Below are 18,777 nucleotides of genomic sequence, written 5' to 3' on the forward strand. Positions count from 1 at the left end.
GGTTACTACTCGTTCAAAACAGCTTCGAAAGCTTCAACCGCCCTCTGGAGCTTAGAACGATCAATCGAACTAAAGTCTTGACCAGACAATATTCTGCACTCTCCCTTTCGCGCAGTGATTTTTGAAGCGCCCACGTGGAACTCATACTTCACGCTCTCGACTTTCTCACGTCGCTTGCCTCTACCACGTTCAGAATCAGTATCTGCCAAGAAAGCATCAAGTACCTCGTTTTGCTCTTGAACTGTGGATGCGCGCGCCAACACATCTCTTAACACAGCAGCTGAACCCGACGAAGCTCGAAGTTTCCGCGCAACTTCAACGCCAAGGTTTCTGGAGACACTCTTAGGAAACGGCAACGCGCCTTCAAGTTCATTGAGCAGGTAAACAAAGCTACGAATATAAGAGCGTTTCATCTTGTGCAGGGATGAATAAAGCCTTCCGACCAAAGCTTCTGCATCCCCTGCCCCCAACTCAGAATCGTTGGAAGCAAGAATTGCCACTTGCGCCATCTCAGCAAAAGTCAGGTCCTCTCGAACAACATTCTCTTCAACCATGTCAATGTAAAGGTCGATGCGATCACTCTGGGATTCGGCAACTCGCGCTGTAACATTGGAAAACCGTTCATCACCGGTCTCTTCATAAAGCTGCTTAAGAGCAGTTACTCGTCTCCAACCCTTTTTTAGCTGGAAACGACCATCTGAATCCTTATAAAGCTCTATGGGCTCCTTCTGGCCGCGTTCCTGAATAGAAGCCTTGAGTTCATCCATCTCATCCGAACTTGCGACGGCCGATAGATCCAAGCGATCTCTTGGAAGATCCGTCGTAAGAATTTCATTGATGCTGACTGCAACCAAAACTCGCCCCTCGTCACGAGCTTTGCGATACTCCTTGGCATCGGAGGCATTTTGCCGTCGCTGTTCGACACGGTTCTCAGTGCTTTCATTTAAACTGTTTGCTGTCTCGCGTACCGCAGCCCCCATTGGACCCACTTCGCGGCGGCGTGTTTTCTTGAGGTCATCTTCATCAATTGGAGTAAAGCCAAATTTGTTACCGCTCATTCTACCCGCTCCTCAACTTTAGTACGCGCCTCCCAGGCCCGTAAGACGACATCCTTAAATTCACTGTATGCATTATCAAAGGACAGACGCGCCCGTTTCCATGTGTCCCGAGTCATCTGCCTATAGTCCTGCTCGTAGACAGACATCTGGAACCTACCAGATTGCTCGACCGCACGTGTCATTTCGATGGGATTTTGACAGACATCGGCCCCGAAGACATTTTTGAAAGCGTCCATCATCGCGACATGCAGAGAGTTGCTGGCCTCAAAGCGAGTCATGAGAACACGTATGTCATCGAACCTTTTAGGAAGAGTGATACCAGCATCCTGTGCAATACGTTCGAAACCGTTAGTTATGTCTTCTAAAGCGTCGCCAAGCTGACCAAGATAACTCGTTGTGCTGTCATACTCCCAATAACCAGGACCAGACGGAATATAGAGGATATCAGCGGCAAAGGCCGCATTCAAAGACTGGTACCCAATTGCAGGCGGGCAATCGAAAACAATCAAATCATATTGGTCGTCTGGCAACTCATCGAGATATCTTGCGACGCATCCAAAAAAACTCCATGCCTTATGAATGGACCTATACTGAGCGGAAGCAAATTCAACGAACGCGGCGTTCGCGCAGCTCGGAATGATGTCAATCGTCGACCATGAAGTTCTTTGAATGAAATCCTGAACACGCTGTGCGCCGATCGACTGAACATCTTCTGGCAACTCGTCGGCAGTGGGGTAGGGGCAATCTGCAGGATCATCATATTCGTCCGCAATCCGGTTCGCCTCACGGCAGAGGTCGCGACACATAATGCCCCAGACAGTATTCCACTCTCTTACTTCAGCCAGACCCATTGAATGAGTGAGTGTCGCCTGGGGGTCAAAATCCACCACCAAAACACGATAACCATCAAGCGCGGCCGCATTCGCCAAGTGCTGAGCAACGACAGTTTTGCCGACACCACCCTTAAAGTTCGAAACCGCCACTCTCATAGCCCGGCCTGCCGGCCTTTGAGGCAGAAGGCTCCTACCCCTAAATCTCAAACGCCGTCTCAACTCATTAATCTCAGCAAGAGAAAACCATCTTTGCCGTCCATCATCTTCAGTCGCACCTTGCGGAAGAGACGGGTCTTCGGCCAACTTCTTTCTCAAGGTGTCGGCCGGGACATCAAACATGAACTGGCTAATTTCCCAGATTGAGAATGGTCGAAGAACTTTCTCGTCTGCAGGCGAGAAAGTAGCGCGGCGGACGGCAGCCTGTTGAGCCAGGCTTCGCTCGTTCATAGCTTGAAGGTCGGTGTGGTCACGCATGATGTTGCTCTTGTTATATGACGGTTGTCTTTTAATAACGCGATTTTCGGAAACTGCAAAACGTAAAGAATAGAATTTCCGCTTTTTTGCCTATGATCCGTTAAATACGGGATGAAATTCGAATGCCAGGCTATGTTTTGGTGACAAGCATCAATCACTAACTAGATATATGGTGACATTCACCCTCAAATAGGGTGTCATCCTGCATGTCACCTATTACCTATTAACCGAATTTTCTTTTGATTTTGAAAAATGAAGTGGGTATCCTGCTTTTTAAAGTTTGTTGACAAACTACGGGATTTCATCACACTGAACCCAATTGATGGAATCGGACAGCAAGACCGATCCGTTCGAGGCACAGTGGCAGTATCAAAATGGAAATAAAACGATTTACAGGACATCAGGCCGGTTCACAGAAGTACGATCTACTAACTGCAATCTCTGTTGCGGGATTATGTGGTACACCCGGTTTTCAAAATTCAATGATGCGGCTCATTGCGTTGATAACCGCCCGATACAACTGGCGCACTGATGAGCTGACGGTCGGACAAAAGGAAATGGCCCGCCTCTGGTCTGTGGACCAGCGAACCGTCAAGCGAGAAATTAAGCGGTTGACGAGTTATAACATGCTTCTTCAGCTTAGGCCCGGAGTTAGAGGCCGTGTTGCGGCGTACCGACTCAACTACGCGGAAATTTATTGCCTAAGCAAACCAGTTTGGCAAAATGTTGGTTCTGATTTTGTATCACGCATGGAAATGCAAATACCAAAACCATCCGAAAAGGTCGTTCATGTTCAATTTGGTCAAGAAAAACAATTAGAAGTCGAACCTGAGAGACAAGATCTTCAAAGTCCGTGGGGCAGGGCGCTCCAACGCCTATCAGAGTCAGAAATTTTATTGTTCAAATGTTGGTATCGTGACCTTCAACTTGTTGAAACCCAAGATCAGACAATCACCTTGCGTGCGCCAAGCAAGTTCATTGCACAGTACATTCAGTCTCACCATTTGAAGCCTTTGCTTGGAGCTATCCAACTTGAATTTGGGCGAATTCAGAAGGTGCGTCTGATAGGCTAACTGGAACATGCCGTTGCTTTGCTTGAATTTGTTTGAATTAAACCAGTCAGATTTTCAGATTGAAACTAGTAGAGAACCGTTCTTTGTCGCAGTCGTTGGTCGGAATGTTGCAGCTTCGCGTGTTAATTCCAATTGAGGCTTGGTCTGCAATGATATTTGGGAAAGTCTTGTGATCTATTTCAATGGCGCGCTCTACCCAGTATCTGTGATCCTATTTGCGGTCTACTTCTGCGTTCGAAACGGCGTTTTCTGTCGTGATCTAGAAGAAATACCGGCTGAAAGTAGTGTTAAGGTCGAACATGCGAGGATGAACAGCTGGTTAGTAATGTATTCATCCTTGGCGGGTAGCAAATCAAAGAAATGAACAAAATCTACAAGCAGGATCACCGGTTCATCAAGCAGCTTACGAGGCCCGTGCTTCGCGTCAAATGCTTCACCCCAGTTGTTGCAGGCATCGAAACAGCCAATTTGATCGGTAAGAGGCCGCTGGAACGTTCGGCATGCGGATTCCGCTAACTTGCAGAGTTCGCTGGATAATTGAAGCTAGTCAGAGTGATAGCTTTATTCCTCTGCAATGTTTGCGACAGTTCCACAGATTCTACTTGGTACGGTTGAGGTCTGGCCCATTATCGGATAAGACATTCTGGATCGGATGCAACATGAATCCGATCAGTACAACAATATTGTCGCGTTTTAGTCAAAACCAGCTACCTCTCTCCCTCGAAGAGAGGGGGGCTGCGCGCAAGTTCAGACCATCTTACATGGGTGCGATCCCGAGTTTTGGGTCAGTTGGTTTCAACATTTGAACGAGGCCGAAAGGGTAGGGGCCCAGGCTATGCTTGTCGCGCCTTCTTGTATATTGCCCAATACATTGCTTAGAAGCGGTCAGGGCGGGTTTTGGCGGCTTATACTCGTGTCGACCCACCGATCAGGACATTGCGCTTCGAAACCGTGGAATAAGGCGGAATACCGCGTGGGCTTGCCCAATAGAGAGCGGGCGACTATCTAGCGGACACGATTTATGAGTCTGTCATAACAGACATGTCTCGATCCTGATCACAGTGGGCATGTGCATTGCAAAAGATCAAATCAAAGTTTGCGGCAGTACTAAGCGATTCCGTCTTGTGGCGTTTGCTGTCAGAGAACATGCGGGAGCAAATGCTGCCGTATACCATTGCAATTATCGCGATGGTGTTTGTGGCGGGGACTACAGCTGGTATCGCGTTCATCATGCGCGATGTCGTTGACTCGCTGTTCGACAGTGAAAATTCGGCCAAGATCTTTAGCGTTTCGATGGCCGTGTTCACTATTTTCTTGGTTAAAGGTGTCGCCACTTACGTCCAGGTTGTAGCATTGACCCGCGCTGGGAACCGGATCGTATCAAAACAGCAGATCAAGCTATATGACAAGCTTTTGCGGCAGGGCGTATCTTTCTTTAACCTGACCGAAAGCTCGGATTTGCTGTTGAGAGTGACACAGACAGCACAGGCTGCGCGGACGGTTATCGAAATTATGGTCACGACCGCCGTTCGAGACATGCTTACATTGATCGGTTTGCTTGCCGTGATGTTCTATCAGCAACCAGTCTTGTCCCTCTTTACGCTAATCGTCGGCCCGCTTGCAATTCTGGGGGTTCGGATGCTGCTTCGTAAGGTCCGCGATATTGCGGATATGGAGCTGCAGTCGATGAGTGCGATCATGAAAGTCATTCAGGAGACGTCGGCCGGAATTCGGGTGGTCAAGTCCTTTGGACTAGAAGAACGCATGGCCGAACAGATGAATTCGGCAGTTAAAAGCGTCGAAAAACGCCGAAATAAGCTTGCTCGCTTGCAAGCGGCAACCAGCCCACTGACTGATATTCTGGCAGGATTTGCAATTGCGTCGGTCATCGGGCTGAGTGCAGGTAAATTGTTTGGTGCAGCGGCCTCTACCCCGGGTGAACTGATGTCATTCGTTACCGCTGTGATGATGGCGTATGAACCTGCGAAGCGTCTGACCAAGGTGCGGGTGAAGATGGAAGTGGGTTTGCGGCGTGTTAAAATGCTTTTCAGCATGCTGGACGAGCCGGAAACCCTGCCTGAGGAAGTTAATCCCAAAGCGTTGCCAGATGGGCCTCGCAAAGTCGTGTTTGACGATGTTGTATTCGGCTACACTCGGCGTGATCCGATCTTGAAGGGGCTTTCGTTGACCTTTGAGGCCGGCAAGACGACCGCTTTGGTTGGCTTATCTGGTGGCGGAAAGTCGACCATTTTGAACCTTGCATTGCGCCTATATGATCCAAATAGTGGTTCGATTTCGATCGATGGCCAAGACATAAAATACGCCTCTTTCAAGACATTGCGCCAGAATATGTCCTTTGTCGGCCAAGAGACATTTCTTTTCTCAGCGTCGATCGCCGACAATATTCGCTTTGGCCGAGAGGGAGCGACACAAGAGGACGTGATCGAGGCCGCCAAGGCCGCAAACGCCTATGATTTCATCATGACATTGGAGCAGGGCTTTGACACCATGGTGGGCGAAAACGGAGCCTTCTTATCTGGCGGTCAGAAACAGCGCCTCGCGATCGCCCGCGCGTTGTTGCGCGATAGCCCCATTCTGTTGCTGGACGAGCCGACGAGTGCGCTGGACTCAAAGTCGGAACATCTGGTGCAGGAAGCGCTAAGCAGGCTTACAGAGGGGCGTACAACAATTATCGTTGCGCACCGCCTTTCAACGATTATGCACGCGGACAAGATTGTTGTGATTGAAAGTGGAGAAGTGTTGGAGCAAGGGAGCGCCAAACATTTGTTGAAAGAACAAGGCCCCTTCAAAACCTTGTACGACCATCAGTATTCTAACGCAGTTAGCGCAGAGTGAGCTTGGTTTGACGCAGCAATCTGCAAGACGACCGGCGCGGCGACCACTGGCCGCGACCGTCATTATTCCAACTTACCACAGTTGGAATCAACTTCAGATCTGTCTGGACTGTTTGGCTTCCCAAACCCTGAATGCCGATCAGTTTGAGATTATTGCGGTAAACAATGATCCGTCCGACCAAATTCCGTCTGAGTTTCGCTTGCCTGCAAACGCTCGTATATTGAGCGAAGCAAAGCCGGGCTCATACGCGGCACGAAACCGCGGTATTGATGACGCGAATGCTGACCTATTTTTCTTTACCGATTCAGATTGTCAGCCTGACCCTCAGTATCTGAAAGCTGGATTGAAGATAGCCCAGGATCACCCTGAGGTTGGGCGGTTCGGAGGTAATGTTGTACTGATCCCTAACGGGGAAGAATGGACGACAACGGAATTGTATGACGTTCATCTTGGTCTGGAGCAGCAGAAGTGGGTTGAGCGTGGCAGAGCTGTTACTGCCAACCTGATTTTGCGTCGCAGTGTGATAGATCAAGTTGGTCGGTTCAACGACAAGGTTTTGTCAGGTGGTGATATGGAATGGAACGATCGCGCAAAAGCTGCAGGCGAACCTATCCTTTTTGCCGAGGAAGCCATTGTAAGACATCCAGCGCGTAGAAGTCTTGGGGAACACATCACCAAAGCCCGCCGAATTGAAGGCGCGCGTTTGCGTAGGAACGCGAAGCGTGGAATTGTGAATTACATACCACCCGTTCACAAGCTGATCCCGTCGTTTAAGACTCTGAAAAATCTTCTTGGAAAATCCGATCTATCTACCCGACGAGCCCTTGGAGTTTGGGGTGTCCATTATGTTCTTCGAGTGGTGAAGATAACTGAAACTATTCGTCTGCTCTGGCTACGACGCGCCGATCAGCGGAAATAGGGCTAATTAAACAGATCTCTTCATGTACTTGGTTTGAAAACTCAAATTCTTTGCGAAGCTAGGCTTTTGCGTAGTAGTCATAAGTATAATATTTTGATTATTAAGACGCGTTGATGATGGCTCTGTTGCAAACTCTTATCCATTGACCTTCGTGGCTTTAGCGCATGTGTGGCGAACGACACTATCCAGTTGATGGTTGGTCCATGATTTCTTTCAAAGGTGCGCAATATCCGAAGGATGTTATCCTATTCGCAGTCTTCTTTTACGTCCGATACGGAGTGTCGTACCGAGATCTGGAAGAAATCATGGCAGAACGCGGTGTATCGGTTGATCATGCGACACTGAACCGTTGGGTGACACAATGCTCAAGCGCAATTGCTGATGTAGCGCGCCGCAGGAAAGGGCCATGTGATCGCTCTTGGAGAATGGATGAGACTTACATCAAGGTGAAGGGTGCGTGGGTCTATCTCTATCGGGCCGTCGATAAATACGGCAAAACGCTTGATTTCATGTTTTCACCACATCGAAACAAGCCTGCCGCGACGAACTTCTTCGCTCGGATACTGGAGGTCAATGGTTTGCCACGGAAGATTGTCATCGACAAAAGCGGAACTAACACGGCTGGCATCAAGGCCATAAACAAGATGCTGAAAGGCTTTGGTTGCCCGATCCCGATTGAGATGGTCAGGCGGAAATACCTGAACAACATCGTGGAACAGGACCATTGTTTCATCAAGAGACGCATCCGGCCAATGCTAGGGTTCAAGGCATTTGCTTAAGCGGCGTCAACCCTCGACGGAATCGAAGTGGCGCACATGATCCGCAAAGATCAAATCGCGCCCGGACTCTGTCCCTTTCAACAATTCAGAGAACTGCTCGCATAACAATGAAGGTCAGATGTATTTCTTTGAATATCGGAACACTTCGCAACAGTACCAAGTTACATGCGCCCGGTGAGTATCTTAGCCAGATCGGGTTCAACCTTTCGGGTTTGTTCCAAATCCAGACTGTTTTTTACGTGGAGGAGGTGGTGTTGGATATTGTCTTCCGCGGATTGTGGGTCACCACTCACGATCGCATCAATGATCGAGGCGTGCTCATCATCGGGACACGAAGAGTCCCTGTTAGTTCCAAACAATGCCACGATCAGAGATGACCGGGTCACCAACTCGCGCACAACCCGTGTAAGTACCGAATTGTTGTGGCATTTGGCCAGTTCCACATGAAATTCACCTGAAAGCCGGATGATCTCAGTTCGATCATTTGCTGCCCGAGCTTCATCTTCTTCTTTGACATGTGTCCGTAGCGCGTCGATTCCTAGGCTGCCGTTCTCATGTGCCAGTGTACGTATGATGCCAGATTCAATCATCAAGCGGGCCTCAAAAACCTCTCGAGCTTCGTCAGGGCTTGGACAGGCTATAAAGGCGCCACGGTTGGAGTGCAGTTCAACAATGCCTTGGCTGCTCAATAACAACAAAGCTCGGCGAACGCGCATTCGGCCTACGCCAAAAGTCTCGCACAAGGTTTGTTCACTCAATTTGGTTCTGGGCGCCAGCTTCTGTTCCATGACCGCAGAATAAATTCGGTCAACGATCAATTGTTCATCCGGATCGGATTGGACGGCGTCGAGTTTTTGATGGGCGTCTGTCATCTTGTTCCGATTTGGCAGGAATACATGTCGATCGTACTTAACCGTACAACTTCTAACTGACAATATATCGGTCTTCTGTTTGCAATATCAACAATCACGTTCTCTAAAAGTGTTGACACAGATTGTTAACAATGCAGTATCCAAGAGGCATTCCGGGATTCGACCGGTCGCATTGTTTACTTCGCCAAGCGCCCAGAAGAGGCGCCGAGACCTCATAGGGAGGAAAGAATGAAACGTAGAAAACTGATTAAATCCTCGGTCGCATTGGCCTTGACCGCATCCGTGCTTGGCTCGGCTGCCTGGGCGGATAACCCCGTACTTAAGATCGGCTTTGTCGGGGTAACCTCGGGTCCGGCGGCGGCTTGGGGCATCTCTAACCAGCGATCGATGGAGGCGAGGGCAGACTGGATTAACGAATCCGGCGGTTACCAGATTGGCGATACCACTTACGATATCGAAATCGTTTCATTCGACGATCAGAAAGACCCCAAACGTGCGATCGCTGGCATGGAAAAAATGGCGCAGGAAGGAATCCACTATGTGGTTGGTCCCAACGTGGATGACGGCGCAGCCGCCGTTCGCCCAGTTGCCGAAGCAAAAGGGATCATGTATTTTCCATATGCTTTCCCGAAAGAGCTCTACACAGCGCCGGCATCGAATGCGGTTCTGGGCATGGTTGCTAACTACCAGTCAGGTCCAGCGATTTATAAGTATCTGAAGGACGAAAAGGGCGTGAAGACGGTGGCTTTTGTTGCTGCCAACGAGTCTGATCCGCTGAGCCAGCGTGACGGCGGGGTCGCTGCGGCCAATGCGCTGGGTCTTGAAGTTGTCTCTGACAATGTGACGTATCAGGTGGACACTACGGACTTTACCCCAGTTCTGACGCCGGTCATGCGGACACAACCTGATCTGCTGGTCCTGTCGGGTGTTTCACCGGCCAATGCCCCTCAGCTGATCCGTTCGGCTCGAGAGCTTGGGTTCCAGGGAATAATTTCAACTGAGACGGCGCAGGATGCGACGGTTTTGCGCGAAGGCGCAGGTGATCTGGCCAACGGGTTCATCTCGGTGGGTGGCGCTTCGACCCCTGAAATCGCATCGGATGACATGAAGGAATTCGTCAAGCGCTACACTGACATGTTCGGCGAATATAACGACGAGTCGAATACCAAGGTCTATGCGCTGGAGTATATTCTGGCGACGCTAAATGCCAATCCGGCAGGTATCGACGATGTGAACGCTTTCCAGACCACAATGGACACGTTCGAAGCACCAAATCCCTTCATGAAGGGCGATGCTAAGATGCGGTATGTCGGTACGACATCGTTCGGGCAAAAGCGTCAGATCGCGGTTCCGCTGGTGGTAAATGTCTACCAGGACGGAGAGTTTGAAACACTCTTTGTCGCCGAAGTCGACTGAGGCAATACTCCCAACCAAGGCAATCGCCTAACGAGCCTCAATCCCTCCCGGGCTGATGTTCAGCCCGGGATACCCGAACCTTACGCGGGACTCCAATGGAACAGATACTAGCAAATGGCATCTATCTGGGCGCGCAATATGCGATGATCGCCTTAGGACTGACGCTGATCTTCGCCCTGATGAACGTACTGAATTTTGCTCACGGACAGATGTACGTTCTCGGCGGCTTCGTCACTTACACCTTTTACGGGCAGCTTGGTTGGCCATTCATCCTGGCGTTGCTTGCGTCCTGTATCACCCTGGCAGTACTTGGCGCACTCATCGAACGGTTCTTGTTTGCGCCAGTGATACGACGATCGTCGCGCGAAGAAAGCACAATGCTGCTGGCGGCGGGACTGGCGTTTCTGTTTGACGCGGTCATCCTGCTTGTCTTTGGAGAAAAACAGCGTGGCGTGCCCAAGATTGTCGACGGTGTCTTCAACTGGGATTTCAGGCTGATCATGCCTTATGATCGGATCCTGATCTGCGTGCTGGCCATTCTCTCAATCGTCACCTTCATTCTGTTCATGCAATATTCCAAAACCGGCCGCGCCTTGCGTGCGCTGGCGCAGGACAGAACCGCGGCCCAGCTTATGGGCGTGAATGTTGCCCGGTACTCTATGATCGGGTTTGCCCTGGGTGCGATGCTGGCTGGTCTGGTCGGCGGCCTGCTGGTGACCATCACAGGCGTCAATCTGGGCATGGGCGGACCGACCTCGATCAAAGCCTTCATGATGGTAATGATCGGCGGCGCAGGCGTGATTTCCGGCGCGATTGCGGGCGGCATCATCCTTGGCTTCATGGAAGCTATTGGTTTGGCGGTTCTGTCGCAATATGGCGATATCACCTATCTGCTGATCTTCGTCTCACTGATGATTTTCCTGGCCATCCGCCCGCAGGGCTTGATGGGCAAACCGTGGGGTTAACACTGTGCCGAAACTTTCCACGATCCAATGGGCCGGTTTGGCGTTTTTCCTACTGGCCATCTTCGTTGCCGTTCCCGGCTTTATCGCGGCGTCCGGGCGGTCTGACCTTTACTATACGCTGACCTCGGTTGCGCTGCTTTCGATTGCCAGTGCCGGTGTCTGGCTGACTTTCTATATTGGCCGCATCAATATCGGGCAGGGCGCTTTTGCCCTGATCGGAGCCTATGTCTCGGCCATTCTTGTGACGAAGGCTGGCATGTCTTTTTGGTTGTCTCTGCCGCTGGCGGGTCTGTTTGCGGCAGGGGTCGCCGTGTTGATTGGCTTACCGATCCTGCGGCTGCGGGGGGTGTACTTTGCGATGATCTCGCTGGTACTGACGCAGGTCGTCACCCTGACCGCGCTGGCCTTGCCCGTCACCAATGGGGCCAAGGGGATTACCTCGATCCCGCTTCCCGGGGGTGTGTCGATCCTGGGTCTTACCCTGATCCCGGATTTCGCGACGCTCGAGAATCCACGGTTAGCCTTCTACTACTCGGCCTGTGTGCTTATGGTGCTGACCTTTGCCGCCATGTACCGGCTGGTGAATTCGCGCCTCGGCCACCTGTGCCGATCGATGCAGCAGAACGAGGAACTGGCCAGTTCCATTGGCGTGAACATCTCATATATCCGCATCATCATCTTTGCTATTTCCTCCTTTCTGGGCGGCATTGGCGGAGCCATGTTCGGATCGATTGCACAATCGGTCTATCCGTCCAGCTTTCAGGTCGCTGACAGTGTGAACTTCATGCTGAACTGCTTCCTCGGTGGTCTGGGCTATGTGTTTGGTCCGATGTTGGGCACACTGGTTCTGTATTTTGGATGGGATCTGTTGTTCGAATTGGGTCGCTTCCAACTGCTCGCCTATTCCAGCCTGCTGATCATCCTGATGCTGTTCCTGCCGAACGGGCTGCTTAGCCTGCGGCTGCCGGGCAAGAAAGGAGATGACAAATGAGCCATCTTCTGGAAGTCCGCCACGTCACCAAAAAATTCGGCGGGTTGACCGCCAACAGCGATATCTCATTCAACGTCAATGAAAACGAGATCCTGTCGGTGATTGGACCAAACGGTGCCGGAAAGAGCACCTTGTTCAAGATGATCTCGTCGTTTCTGCCGACGACCGCCGGAGAAGTGCTGTTCAAGGGTGAGAGGATTTCGAACCTGAAACCGCATGTGGTGGCGCGCAAGGGAGTGGTCCGCACGTTTCAGGAAACGACGATCTTCAAGTCCATGACCGTGCGCGAAAGCGTCATCGTGGCCCAGCACCTGCGCGCCCGCGCCTCGCTGGCCGGGTATTTCTGGGGCACGAGAACGGCACATGAAGACGTCGACAGTTTTGGCCAGTATGCCGATGACCTGATCGAATTCCTCGGCATGACCGAGATCGCCAACGAGCAGGCCTCGAACCTGCCGCAGGGCAACCTGCGCGCCCTGGGGATCGCCATCGGACTTGCCACCGACCCCAAGGTCCTGCTGCTGGATGAGCCTTTTGCGGGCATGAACCACGACGAGACCATGAAAATGGTCAATCTGGTCCGCAAGGTGCGCGATGACAGGGGTGTCACGGTGCTGTTGGTGGAACATGACATGCCCGCAGTGATGAACATCTCGGATCGGATCGTGGTGCTGAATTTCGGCGAAATGATCGCCGAGGGCACCCCGGCGGAAATCCAGAACAACGAAAAGGTCATCGAAGCCTATCTGGGCAGCGCCGATGACGAGATCGGGATCTGAGCCATGAGCAAGATGCTGGAATTCAAAGATGTCGAGCTTTACTACGATCACGTCTATGCGCTGAAGGGCGTGTCGATTGATCTTGAGCAAGGTGAAACCGTCGCCCTTATCGGAGCCAATGGTGCGGGCAAAAGCTCCATCCTGCGGGCGATCACTGGGCTGGCGAAGATCAAGTCCGGTTCGGTTGCGTTCGAGGGCGAAGATATCGCAGGAACCAACCCGGCTGAGATAGTCTCGAAAGGCATTGCGATGGTGCCAGAGGGGCGGCGGGTCTTTCCTTATATGACGGTCAAAGACAACCTGCTGATGGGGGCATTCACCCGTTCAAATAAAGCGGATGTGCACCGCACCTTGGATTCCGTTCTGGAACGGTTTCCGCGTCTGAGAGAGCGCTATAGCCAGTCCGCTGGTACACTCTCGGGCGGCGAACAGCAGATGATGGTGATCGGGCGCGCCTTGATGGCCAAACCTCGACTACTGCTGCTGGATGAACCTTCGCTGGGCATCGCGCCCAAGTTGGTTCAGGACATTGCCCGCTCAATAGTGGCGATCAACCGGGACGAAGGAGTGTCGGTGCTGCTAGTCGAGCAGAACTCGCGCATGGCGCTGTCGATCTCACACCGCGCCTATGCGCTAACGACAGGAAATGTGGTCATTTCAGGAAACTCCAAGGAACTTTTGACCGATCCGCGGATCAAAGCTGCCTACCTGGGCGGAGAAGTGTGAGGATGTTGTGAAACTTCTAGTCGTCAATCCCAACACTACCAGTTCCATGACGCGAAAGATAGAAGAGGCAGCGCGGGCTGCTGCGCATCCTGAAACCATGATTATCGCTGCCACTTCCCAAGACGGTCCCGCCAGCATACAGGGCTATCTGGATGTCTCTACCTGCGTTCCCGGATTGCTGGAGGTTGTGAACGGGCATCCGGACGCAGATGCAATTGTTGTGGCTTGTTTCGACGATACTGGGGTCGACGCCGTGCGCTGCGTCACTTCGGCGCCAGTCATCGGTGTTGGGGAAGCGGCCTACCATGCGGCATCTATGATCAGTCCAAAATTCAGTGTCATCACTACATTGTCCCGGTCTTTGGCAGGGCTGGAGGCTAACTTGTTGCGATACGGTCTGGATCGTCGCTGCGTTCGAGTTCGGGCATCGGATGTGCCGGTTCTGAAGCTCGAGGAAAACGATCCGGTGACAATCGACAAGATACGGGTCGAAATTCGCGCTGCCATCGAGGAAGATAGGGCTGAGGCCATTGTGTTGGGCTGCGCGGGGATGACTGACCTCATGTCGCATCTATCGGAAGAATTCAAACTGCCCGTTGTCGATGGTGTTGCCTGTGCCGTTACCTTTGCCGAAGCTTTGGTCAAAGCCAAACTCACGACTTCGAAACTTTGTTCCTATTCCTGATCCGATTAACCGCCTTTCCAGCGGTTTATAGGGTTGTGTTGCAAATTTTTGGAACGATCAGAGTACCAGTCGTTCGCTGCGGGTGCGAACGGCACTATTAACCATCGCGAAAGCGGACATAGGTACATCGACTACCACTAGGTAAAATTTACGACTCTCGAAGTATCGGCCGCTACGACCTACTCAATTAACTGGCTTGTCAGTTGGTAATTGTTTTTGTCAGGCGTTCACCCCATCAAAATGTTCTTTGGAAACCTTCAAACCCGTTGTGTTCATAGAGCCGATGATGCGGCCATGCCGACCAAAAAGCTCTCTACTTCTGAGCGAGCCACTTCGGGTTCTTCCGACCTTATCGCATCTGCGATCTTTGAAAGACGGTCATGAAAATGCTTGCGTACAAGATTTGCAACGGGCGCCTGATCTGTGCCGCCGTCAAACTTGTTAGCGCGGCGCGCAGAGACAATCTGGTCGAAAGTCCAACACAGAAATCCGTTGCCAGCTTCGACGTAGTAGAGCTTTGCGAAACCATAGATTTCTTCTTTGAACTGCAGCCATGTAGGGGCATCGAGGATCCGTTCCAGAGCATCATCCAGATCATTCAAGAAGCTGGCAGTGGGAGCTTCTGCTGCCCGAGCTGCGACCGATGGCTCGATCAACAGTCGGGCTTCAAGCGTTTCGTGGAAGTCATGTGATCTCTCGAGCGACATATCAACGGACGCTTCATCCAATTCTATGATCTGCGCTGCTCGTTCAGACAAATAGGTACCACTGCCTATCTTGCGCTCGACCAGACCATCACGCTGAAGAACCAAAAGCGCATCCCTTATCTGAGTGCGCGAGGCGTTCATGGATTCGGCAAGCTTGCGTTCGTTCGGAATTCGGTGCCCCGGTAGGATTTCACCTGACCGAAGTAGATCACGGATCTCCTGATAAACGCGGTCAGCGGCTCGGTTTTTCATATCAGCGTCCAAATTGCTCAAGTGGTCAACCATTCGCATAATCGAAACGAAATGCCAAGTTGTCATGGCTGAAACCCCAAGATTCACTGAATTTAGTTGACAATTGGTCGCGTAATTTGCCTAATTGGTTGACCGCTTCCAAAAAATTAGAGATTCGGTTGACCAATGCCCTTTAGCGGCAGCTATCAACAGGAGGAAATGATGACCATTCAGCGCCGCGAAAATCACTTTCGCGCTACCCTTCTGACCGCCGGTTCAATTCTGGCGTTCGGCTTATCTACCTCAGATGCCCTGGCGGAATTTTCTTGGGACCAACTCGCGGGCCAATCCGTCACTGTAATGATGCCTGAACATCCGGTGACTGATGGGGTGCGTGCAGTTATGGATCAGTTCGAAGCAGACACCGGTATCGATGTAAATCTTCAAACAATGGCCGAAGACCTGTATTTCGACCGGATGGAGGTTGCCCTAAGGGGAACTGGCGGCAATTCCCAGATGGACGTCTATTTTCTGCCGATGGATTCCACAGCATATACGCAACATACAAACGGATTGGTTCATTCGCTCCAGGGTTTCATCGACAATCCCGACTTGACTGCGCCCGACTACGACTTGGCAGACATTCCTGCAGGTTTCATGGATTCCACTAAATACGACATTGACGGAACATGGGAGTATCACGGTATTCCGGCATCGTTCGAGACCTACATCCTGTTCGCAAATATGGATCATGTCGATCAATATCTGGGTGGCCAAATGCCGGCCACAATGGAAGAGCTGATCGCAGCCGCGCAGAAAGTCAAAGAAGATAGCGACGGTGCAGTTGCTGGTGCGGTGTTGCGTGGAATTCGATCGGATACGTTGATCGACACAATCACTGGCTTTGTAAACAACTCGGTCGGGCCGACCGATCGATCTGCTCCCTACAACGTCTGGTTCGAGGGGGGATGGGATAACCCGAAAATGGATAATCCCGATATCGTGCGCGGGCTCGCCAATTATGCTGAGTTGATGAAGGCCGGCCCTGTCAACATTCAGGCGATGGACTGGCCTGACGCTTCGCAATTCTTCCAGGCTGGAGGTGCTGCTTTCTTTATTGATGCCAGCTTGTTTGCCCCAGGCTTCGAGAACGCGGATGAAAGCCCGATTGCAGGCAAGATCGGGTATTCCGTGATCCCCGTCGATAATGCTGAGGGCGATCCTTATACAGCGCATTGGCAATGGGGTTTTGGCATTCCGCAGAATGCGACCAATCCCGACGCTGGCTGGCTGTTCATCCAATACATGTCGAATGCGGACAACGCGACAACCATTGGAAAATTCCATGGCGGAGCACCACGACTGTCAACTTGGGAAGATGCCGACTATGCAGCGAGCTTCCCGCAGGGATATGTCGATGCAGTGGCCGCAGCCATGCCAAACTCGCAAACTTCGGTGGTCCAGCGCGCGGGTTGGAGCGAATTCGCGCTTCGCATCGTTGATGTCATTCAGGCGATCTATGGCGGTGCCGACCCAACTGAGTCCGGCGCCGCAGCGCAGGCTGATTTCAAGAAGCTGGCTGCTAACTGAGCCATCCATAACTCTGGGCCTCAAGGCTTTGCGGCCCAGAGCAACGCCTCGCAACATCAAAACAACTTTTCTGATAGCAAGGTGACATGACCTCTTTGCTCAAACCCTTAGGCAATGCTTCCGCATTCTGGTTCATCCTGCCGTGTGTTTTGGTGCTTGCGATGACGTCGCTTTACCCGATTGGATTCGGGATGGTGGTGTCGCTGACCAACTGGAATTGGGGCAACCAGTTTGACTATGTCGGCATGTCTAATTTCACCGCTCTTCTTTCTGACAGCGAGTTCTGGACGGTTATGCGAAACACGGTGGTTTTCGCGACATTTGCAACAACGGTCGAAGTCGCTCTGGGTTTGTATCTGGCGGTTCAGGTGGATAAATTATCCATAAGAACTGATCTGATCCGTGCGTTAATCATGTTGCCGCTTATGGTCTCGGGCATAGTTGTAGCCCTGATGTCGAAGGTGATGTTCGACCCGTTTCTTGGAATCGTGAACCATCTTATTGGTGCTGTAGGTCTTGGGCCTTCTGCCTTTTACGGCTCTGCCGCAACGGCCATGCCGTCAATAATCGTGGTGGACGTCTGGTGGCAAACCGCTTTTGTTTTCATCATCTTGCTTGCTGGCCTTCGCGGATTGCCCGTTGACCCGATTGAAGCGGCGCGCGTTGAAGGTGCAAGTGAATTCACAATCTTTTGGCGGATCAAGCTACCAATGCTTCGGTCACTTTTGATAACCGTGGTCATCATTCGCGCGATAGATACGCTGAAAATCTTTGACATCGTCTTCGGTACAACCGGCGGCGGCCCGGGGATGGCGACCGAGGTTGTGCAGACATTTGTCTACCGAACCGCCTATAGCTATCAGCAAATCGGCAAAGCGATGGCGACGATCATATTGTTCTCGTTGCTAATCCTCTTCATTGCACTGGCTCTTCAGATGCTGCAACAGCGCATGGAGGAAAGGGGATGAGCGTTACCGAGCACCTGCCGCAAAAGTCCCGTCCGTCGGAGCGTTTGTCGACGTGGTGGGCATACGTCTTCACCGGCGCGATGGTATTGTTCAGCCTATTCCCAGTGTATTGGGTGCTCGCGACTTCTCTCAAATCTAAGAAAGACGGGTTGGCCAACCCACCCCTTTGGATATTTGATCCGACGACCGCGAACTATCTGAAACTTTGGACGCACGATACGTTCAAGTACACCTTCCTAAACTCCGTGATCGTGACAATCATTGGTGTCGCGCTGTCACTGGCGATTGCAATCCCGACTGCGTACGCACTTGTTCGGATGAAAATTCGCGGTCGGAACATCGTCGGCGTCTGGTTGATCCTCGCCTATATGCTGCCTGAGTTCCTGTTCGTGCTTCCGATGTTCTCGCTATATCAGTGGACGGGTCTTTATGATACGCATATCGGCTTGGCGTTGATGTATCAGGTACATGTGCTGCCATTGTCCATTTGGCTGCTGAGCTCCTTCTTTCGTGAAATCAATCCCGCGATTGATGAAGCTGCGCGAATAGAAGGGGCGAGCAATTTTCAAATCCTGACAAAAATCTACATTCCTTGCACTTTGCCAGGGATGGTAGCGACAGCGATCCTGAATGCCATCTGGATCTGGAACGAACTCGCAATTGCTTTGGGTCTCACATTTTCGAAAGCACAAACGGTCACGTTGGGCGTGACCAGTTTTCGCGGTTATGCCGCGCTTGATTGGGGGGCAATGACGGCGGCATCGATCATCGCGATAATTCCCATGCTGATCTTTGCCATTGTCGCACAAAAACACATCGTCAAAGGGTTGACCCTAGGCGCAGTCAAAGGTTGAG

16 protein-coding genes and 1 pseudogene are annotated in these 18,777 nt (G+C 51.6%); 13 read left to right on the plus strand and 4 right to left on the minus strand.

Annotated elements, in window-relative coordinates; translation table 11 throughout:
• Positions 1–5: 5 nt before the first annotated feature.
• Both ACR3EJ_RS20985 and ACR3EJ_RS20990 read right to left on the minus strand, forming a co-directional pair.
• A complete protein-coding gene (locus tag ACR3EJ_RS20985) occupies positions 6–1,058 on the minus strand; it encodes a ParB N-terminal domain-containing protein (protein ID WP_170546975.1) in 1,053 nt (350 codons plus the stop codon).
• A complete protein-coding gene (locus ACR3EJ_RS20990; RefSeq protein WP_170546972.1) occupies positions 1,055–2,365 on the minus strand; it encodes an AAA family ATPase in 1,311 nt (436 codons plus the stop codon). The genes ACR3EJ_RS20985 and ACR3EJ_RS20990 overlap by 4 nt, the downstream gene beginning before the upstream one ends.
• A 374-nt stretch (positions 2,366–2,739) precedes the next feature.
• Here ACR3EJ_RS20990 and ACR3EJ_RS20995 point away from each other — a divergent pair, with 374 nt between their 5' ends.
• The 4 genes and pseudogenes from ACR3EJ_RS20995 (at position 2,740) to ACR3EJ_RS21010 (ending at position 8,097) form a co-directional block, all read left to right on the plus strand.
• Positions 2,740–3,438 (plus strand): hypothetical protein, encoded by a 699-nt coding sequence (locus ACR3EJ_RS20995; RefSeq protein WP_170546969.1) that lies wholly within the window; start codon positions 2,740–2,742, stop codon positions 3,436–3,438.
• A gap of 1,158 nt (positions 3,439–4,596) precedes the next feature.
• A complete protein-coding gene (locus ACR3EJ_RS21000; protein WP_480423488.1) occupies positions 4,597–6,294 on the plus strand; it encodes an ABC transporter ATP-binding protein in 1,698 nt (565 codons plus the stop codon).
• A 7-nt stretch (positions 6,295–6,301) separates the two neighbouring features.
• Positions 6,302–7,213, plus strand: a complete 912-nt coding sequence (locus tag ACR3EJ_RS21005) for a glycosyltransferase family A protein (RefSeq protein ID WP_170546961.1) — start codon at positions 6,302–6,304, stop codon at positions 7,211–7,213.
• A 203-nt stretch (positions 7,214–7,416) separates the two neighbouring features.
• Positions 7,417–8,097: pseudogene (locus tag ACR3EJ_RS21010) on the plus strand (IS6 family transposase).
• Positions 8,098–8,153: 56 nt separating this feature from the next.
• Here ACR3EJ_RS21010 and ACR3EJ_RS21015 read toward each other — a convergent pair.
• Positions 8,154–8,864 carry a GntR family transcriptional regulator gene (locus ACR3EJ_RS21015; protein WP_170546958.1) on the minus strand — a complete coding sequence of 237 codons (711 nt, stop codon included), beginning with the start codon at positions 8,862–8,864 and terminating at the stop codon, positions 8,154–8,156.
• A gap of 228 nt (positions 8,865–9,092) precedes the next feature.
• Here ACR3EJ_RS21015 and ACR3EJ_RS21020 point away from each other — a divergent pair, with 228 nt between their 5' ends.
• The 6 genes from ACR3EJ_RS21020 to ACR3EJ_RS21045 all read left to right on the plus strand — a co-directional run bounded on the left by ACR3EJ_RS21020 (position 9,093) and on the right by ACR3EJ_RS21045 (position 14,426).
• The gene (locus ACR3EJ_RS21020) at positions 9,093–10,280 is read left to right on the plus strand and encodes an ABC transporter substrate-binding protein (protein ID WP_170546955.1); all 1,188 of its coding nucleotides are present in this window, start codon (positions 9,093–9,095) and stop codon (positions 10,278–10,280) included.
• A 95-nt stretch (positions 10,281–10,375) separates the two neighbouring features.
• A complete protein-coding gene (locus tag ACR3EJ_RS21025) occupies positions 10,376–11,245 on the plus strand; it encodes a branched-chain amino acid ABC transporter permease (RefSeq protein WP_010442322.1) in 870 nt (289 codons plus the stop codon).
• A 4-nt stretch (positions 11,246–11,249) separates the two neighbouring features.
• A complete protein-coding gene (locus ACR3EJ_RS21030) occupies positions 11,250–12,236 on the plus strand; it encodes a branched-chain amino acid ABC transporter permease (RefSeq protein WP_170546952.1) in 987 nt (328 codons plus the stop codon).
• Positions 12,233–13,015: an ABC transporter ATP-binding protein gene (locus ACR3EJ_RS21035; RefSeq protein WP_170546950.1), complete on the plus strand. Its 783-nt coding sequence runs from the start codon at positions 12,233–12,235 to the stop codon at positions 13,013–13,015. The genes ACR3EJ_RS21030 and ACR3EJ_RS21035 overlap by 4 nt, the downstream gene beginning before the upstream one ends.
• Before the next feature lie 3 nt (positions 13,016–13,018).
• Positions 13,019–13,741, plus strand: coding sequence for an ABC transporter ATP-binding protein (locus ACR3EJ_RS21040; protein ID WP_010442325.1), 723 nt, complete (start codon positions 13,019–13,021; stop codon positions 13,739–13,741).
• 7 nt (positions 13,742–13,748) lie between these two features.
• Positions 13,749–14,426, plus strand: coding sequence for an aspartate/glutamate racemase family protein (locus tag ACR3EJ_RS21045; protein WP_170546947.1), 678 nt, complete (start codon positions 13,749–13,751; stop codon positions 14,424–14,426).
• Positions 14,427–14,698: 272 nt separating this feature from the next.
• Here ACR3EJ_RS21045 and ACR3EJ_RS21050 read toward each other — a convergent pair whose 3' ends face one another.
• The gene (locus ACR3EJ_RS21050) at positions 14,699–15,385 is read right to left on the minus strand and encodes a GntR family transcriptional regulator (protein ID WP_170546943.1); all 687 of its coding nucleotides are present in this window, start codon (positions 15,383–15,385) and stop codon (positions 14,699–14,701) included.
• 201 nt (positions 15,386–15,586) lie between these two features.
• On the opposite strand from ACR3EJ_RS21050, the gene ACR3EJ_RS21055 reads away from it, so the two are divergent.
• The 3 genes from ACR3EJ_RS21055 to ACR3EJ_RS21065 all read left to right on the plus strand — a co-directional run bounded on the left by ACR3EJ_RS21055 (position 15,587) and on the right by ACR3EJ_RS21065 (position 18,776).
• A complete protein-coding gene (locus ACR3EJ_RS21055) occupies positions 15,587–16,954 on the plus strand; it encodes an extracellular solute-binding protein (protein ID WP_170546940.1) in 1,368 nt (455 codons plus the stop codon).
• A gap of 86 nt (positions 16,955–17,040) precedes the next feature.
• Complete coding sequence (locus ACR3EJ_RS21060) at positions 17,041–17,922, plus strand: carbohydrate ABC transporter permease (protein ID WP_170546937.1); 882 nt, start codon at positions 17,041–17,043, stop codon at positions 17,920–17,922.
• Positions 17,919–18,776: a carbohydrate ABC transporter permease gene (locus ACR3EJ_RS21065; protein ID WP_170546934.1), complete on the plus strand. Its 858-nt coding sequence runs from the start codon at positions 17,919–17,921 to the stop codon at positions 18,774–18,776. The genes ACR3EJ_RS21060 and ACR3EJ_RS21065 overlap by 4 nt, the downstream gene beginning before the upstream one ends.
• Position 18,777 lies beyond the last annotated feature (1 nt).

The sequence above is a fragment of the Ruegeria sp. AB11 genome, from assembly GCF_056536325.1.

What these genes read in the sequence shown, in the direction of transcription:
- ACR3EJ_RS20985 (WP_170546975.1), bottom strand. Translation starts at nt 1,058, where the DNA reads ATGAGCGGTAACAAATTTGGCTTTACTCCAATTGATGAAGATGACCTC.
- ACR3EJ_RS20990 (WP_170546972.1), bottom strand. Translation starts at nt 2,365, where the DNA reads ATGCGTGACCACACCGACCTTCAAGCTATGAACGAGCGAAGCCTGGCT.
- ACR3EJ_RS20995 (WP_170546969.1), top strand. Translation starts at nt 2,740, where the DNA reads ATGGAAATAAAACGATTTACAGGACATCAGGCCGGTTCACAGAAGTAC.
- ACR3EJ_RS21000 (WP_480423488.1), top strand. Translation starts at nt 4,597, where the DNA reads ATGCTGCCGTATACCATTGCAATTATCGCGATGGTGTTTGTGGCGGGG.
- ACR3EJ_RS21015 (WP_170546958.1), bottom strand. Translation starts at nt 8,864, where the DNA reads ATGACAGACGCCCATCAAAAACTCGACGCCGTCCAATCCGATCCGGAT.
- ACR3EJ_RS21020 (WP_170546955.1), top strand. Translation starts at nt 9,093, where the DNA reads ATGAAACGTAGAAAACTGATTAAATCCTCGGTCGCATTGGCCTTGACC.
- ACR3EJ_RS21025 (WP_010442322.1), top strand. Translation starts at nt 10,376, where the DNA reads ATGGAACAGATACTAGCAAATGGCATCTATCTGGGCGCGCAATATGCG.
- ACR3EJ_RS21035 (WP_170546950.1), top strand. Translation starts at nt 12,233, where the DNA reads ATGAGCCATCTTCTGGAAGTCCGCCACGTCACCAAAAAATTCGGCGGG.
- ACR3EJ_RS21040 (WP_010442325.1), top strand. Translation starts at nt 13,019, where the DNA reads ATGAGCAAGATGCTGGAATTCAAAGATGTCGAGCTTTACTACGATCAC.
- ACR3EJ_RS21050 (WP_170546943.1), bottom strand. Translation starts at nt 15,385, where the DNA reads ATGAAAAACCGAGCCGCTGACCGCGTTTATCAGGAGATCCGTGATCTA.
- ACR3EJ_RS21055 (WP_170546940.1), top strand. Translation starts at nt 15,587, where the DNA reads ATGACCATTCAGCGCCGCGAAAATCACTTTCGCGCTACCCTTCTGACC.
- ACR3EJ_RS21060 (WP_170546937.1), top strand. Translation starts at nt 17,041, where the DNA reads ATGACCTCTTTGCTCAAACCCTTAGGCAATGCTTCCGCATTCTGGTTC.
- ACR3EJ_RS21065 (WP_170546934.1), top strand. Translation starts at nt 17,919, where the DNA reads ATGAGCGTTACCGAGCACCTGCCGCAAAAGTCCCGTCCGTCGGAGCGT.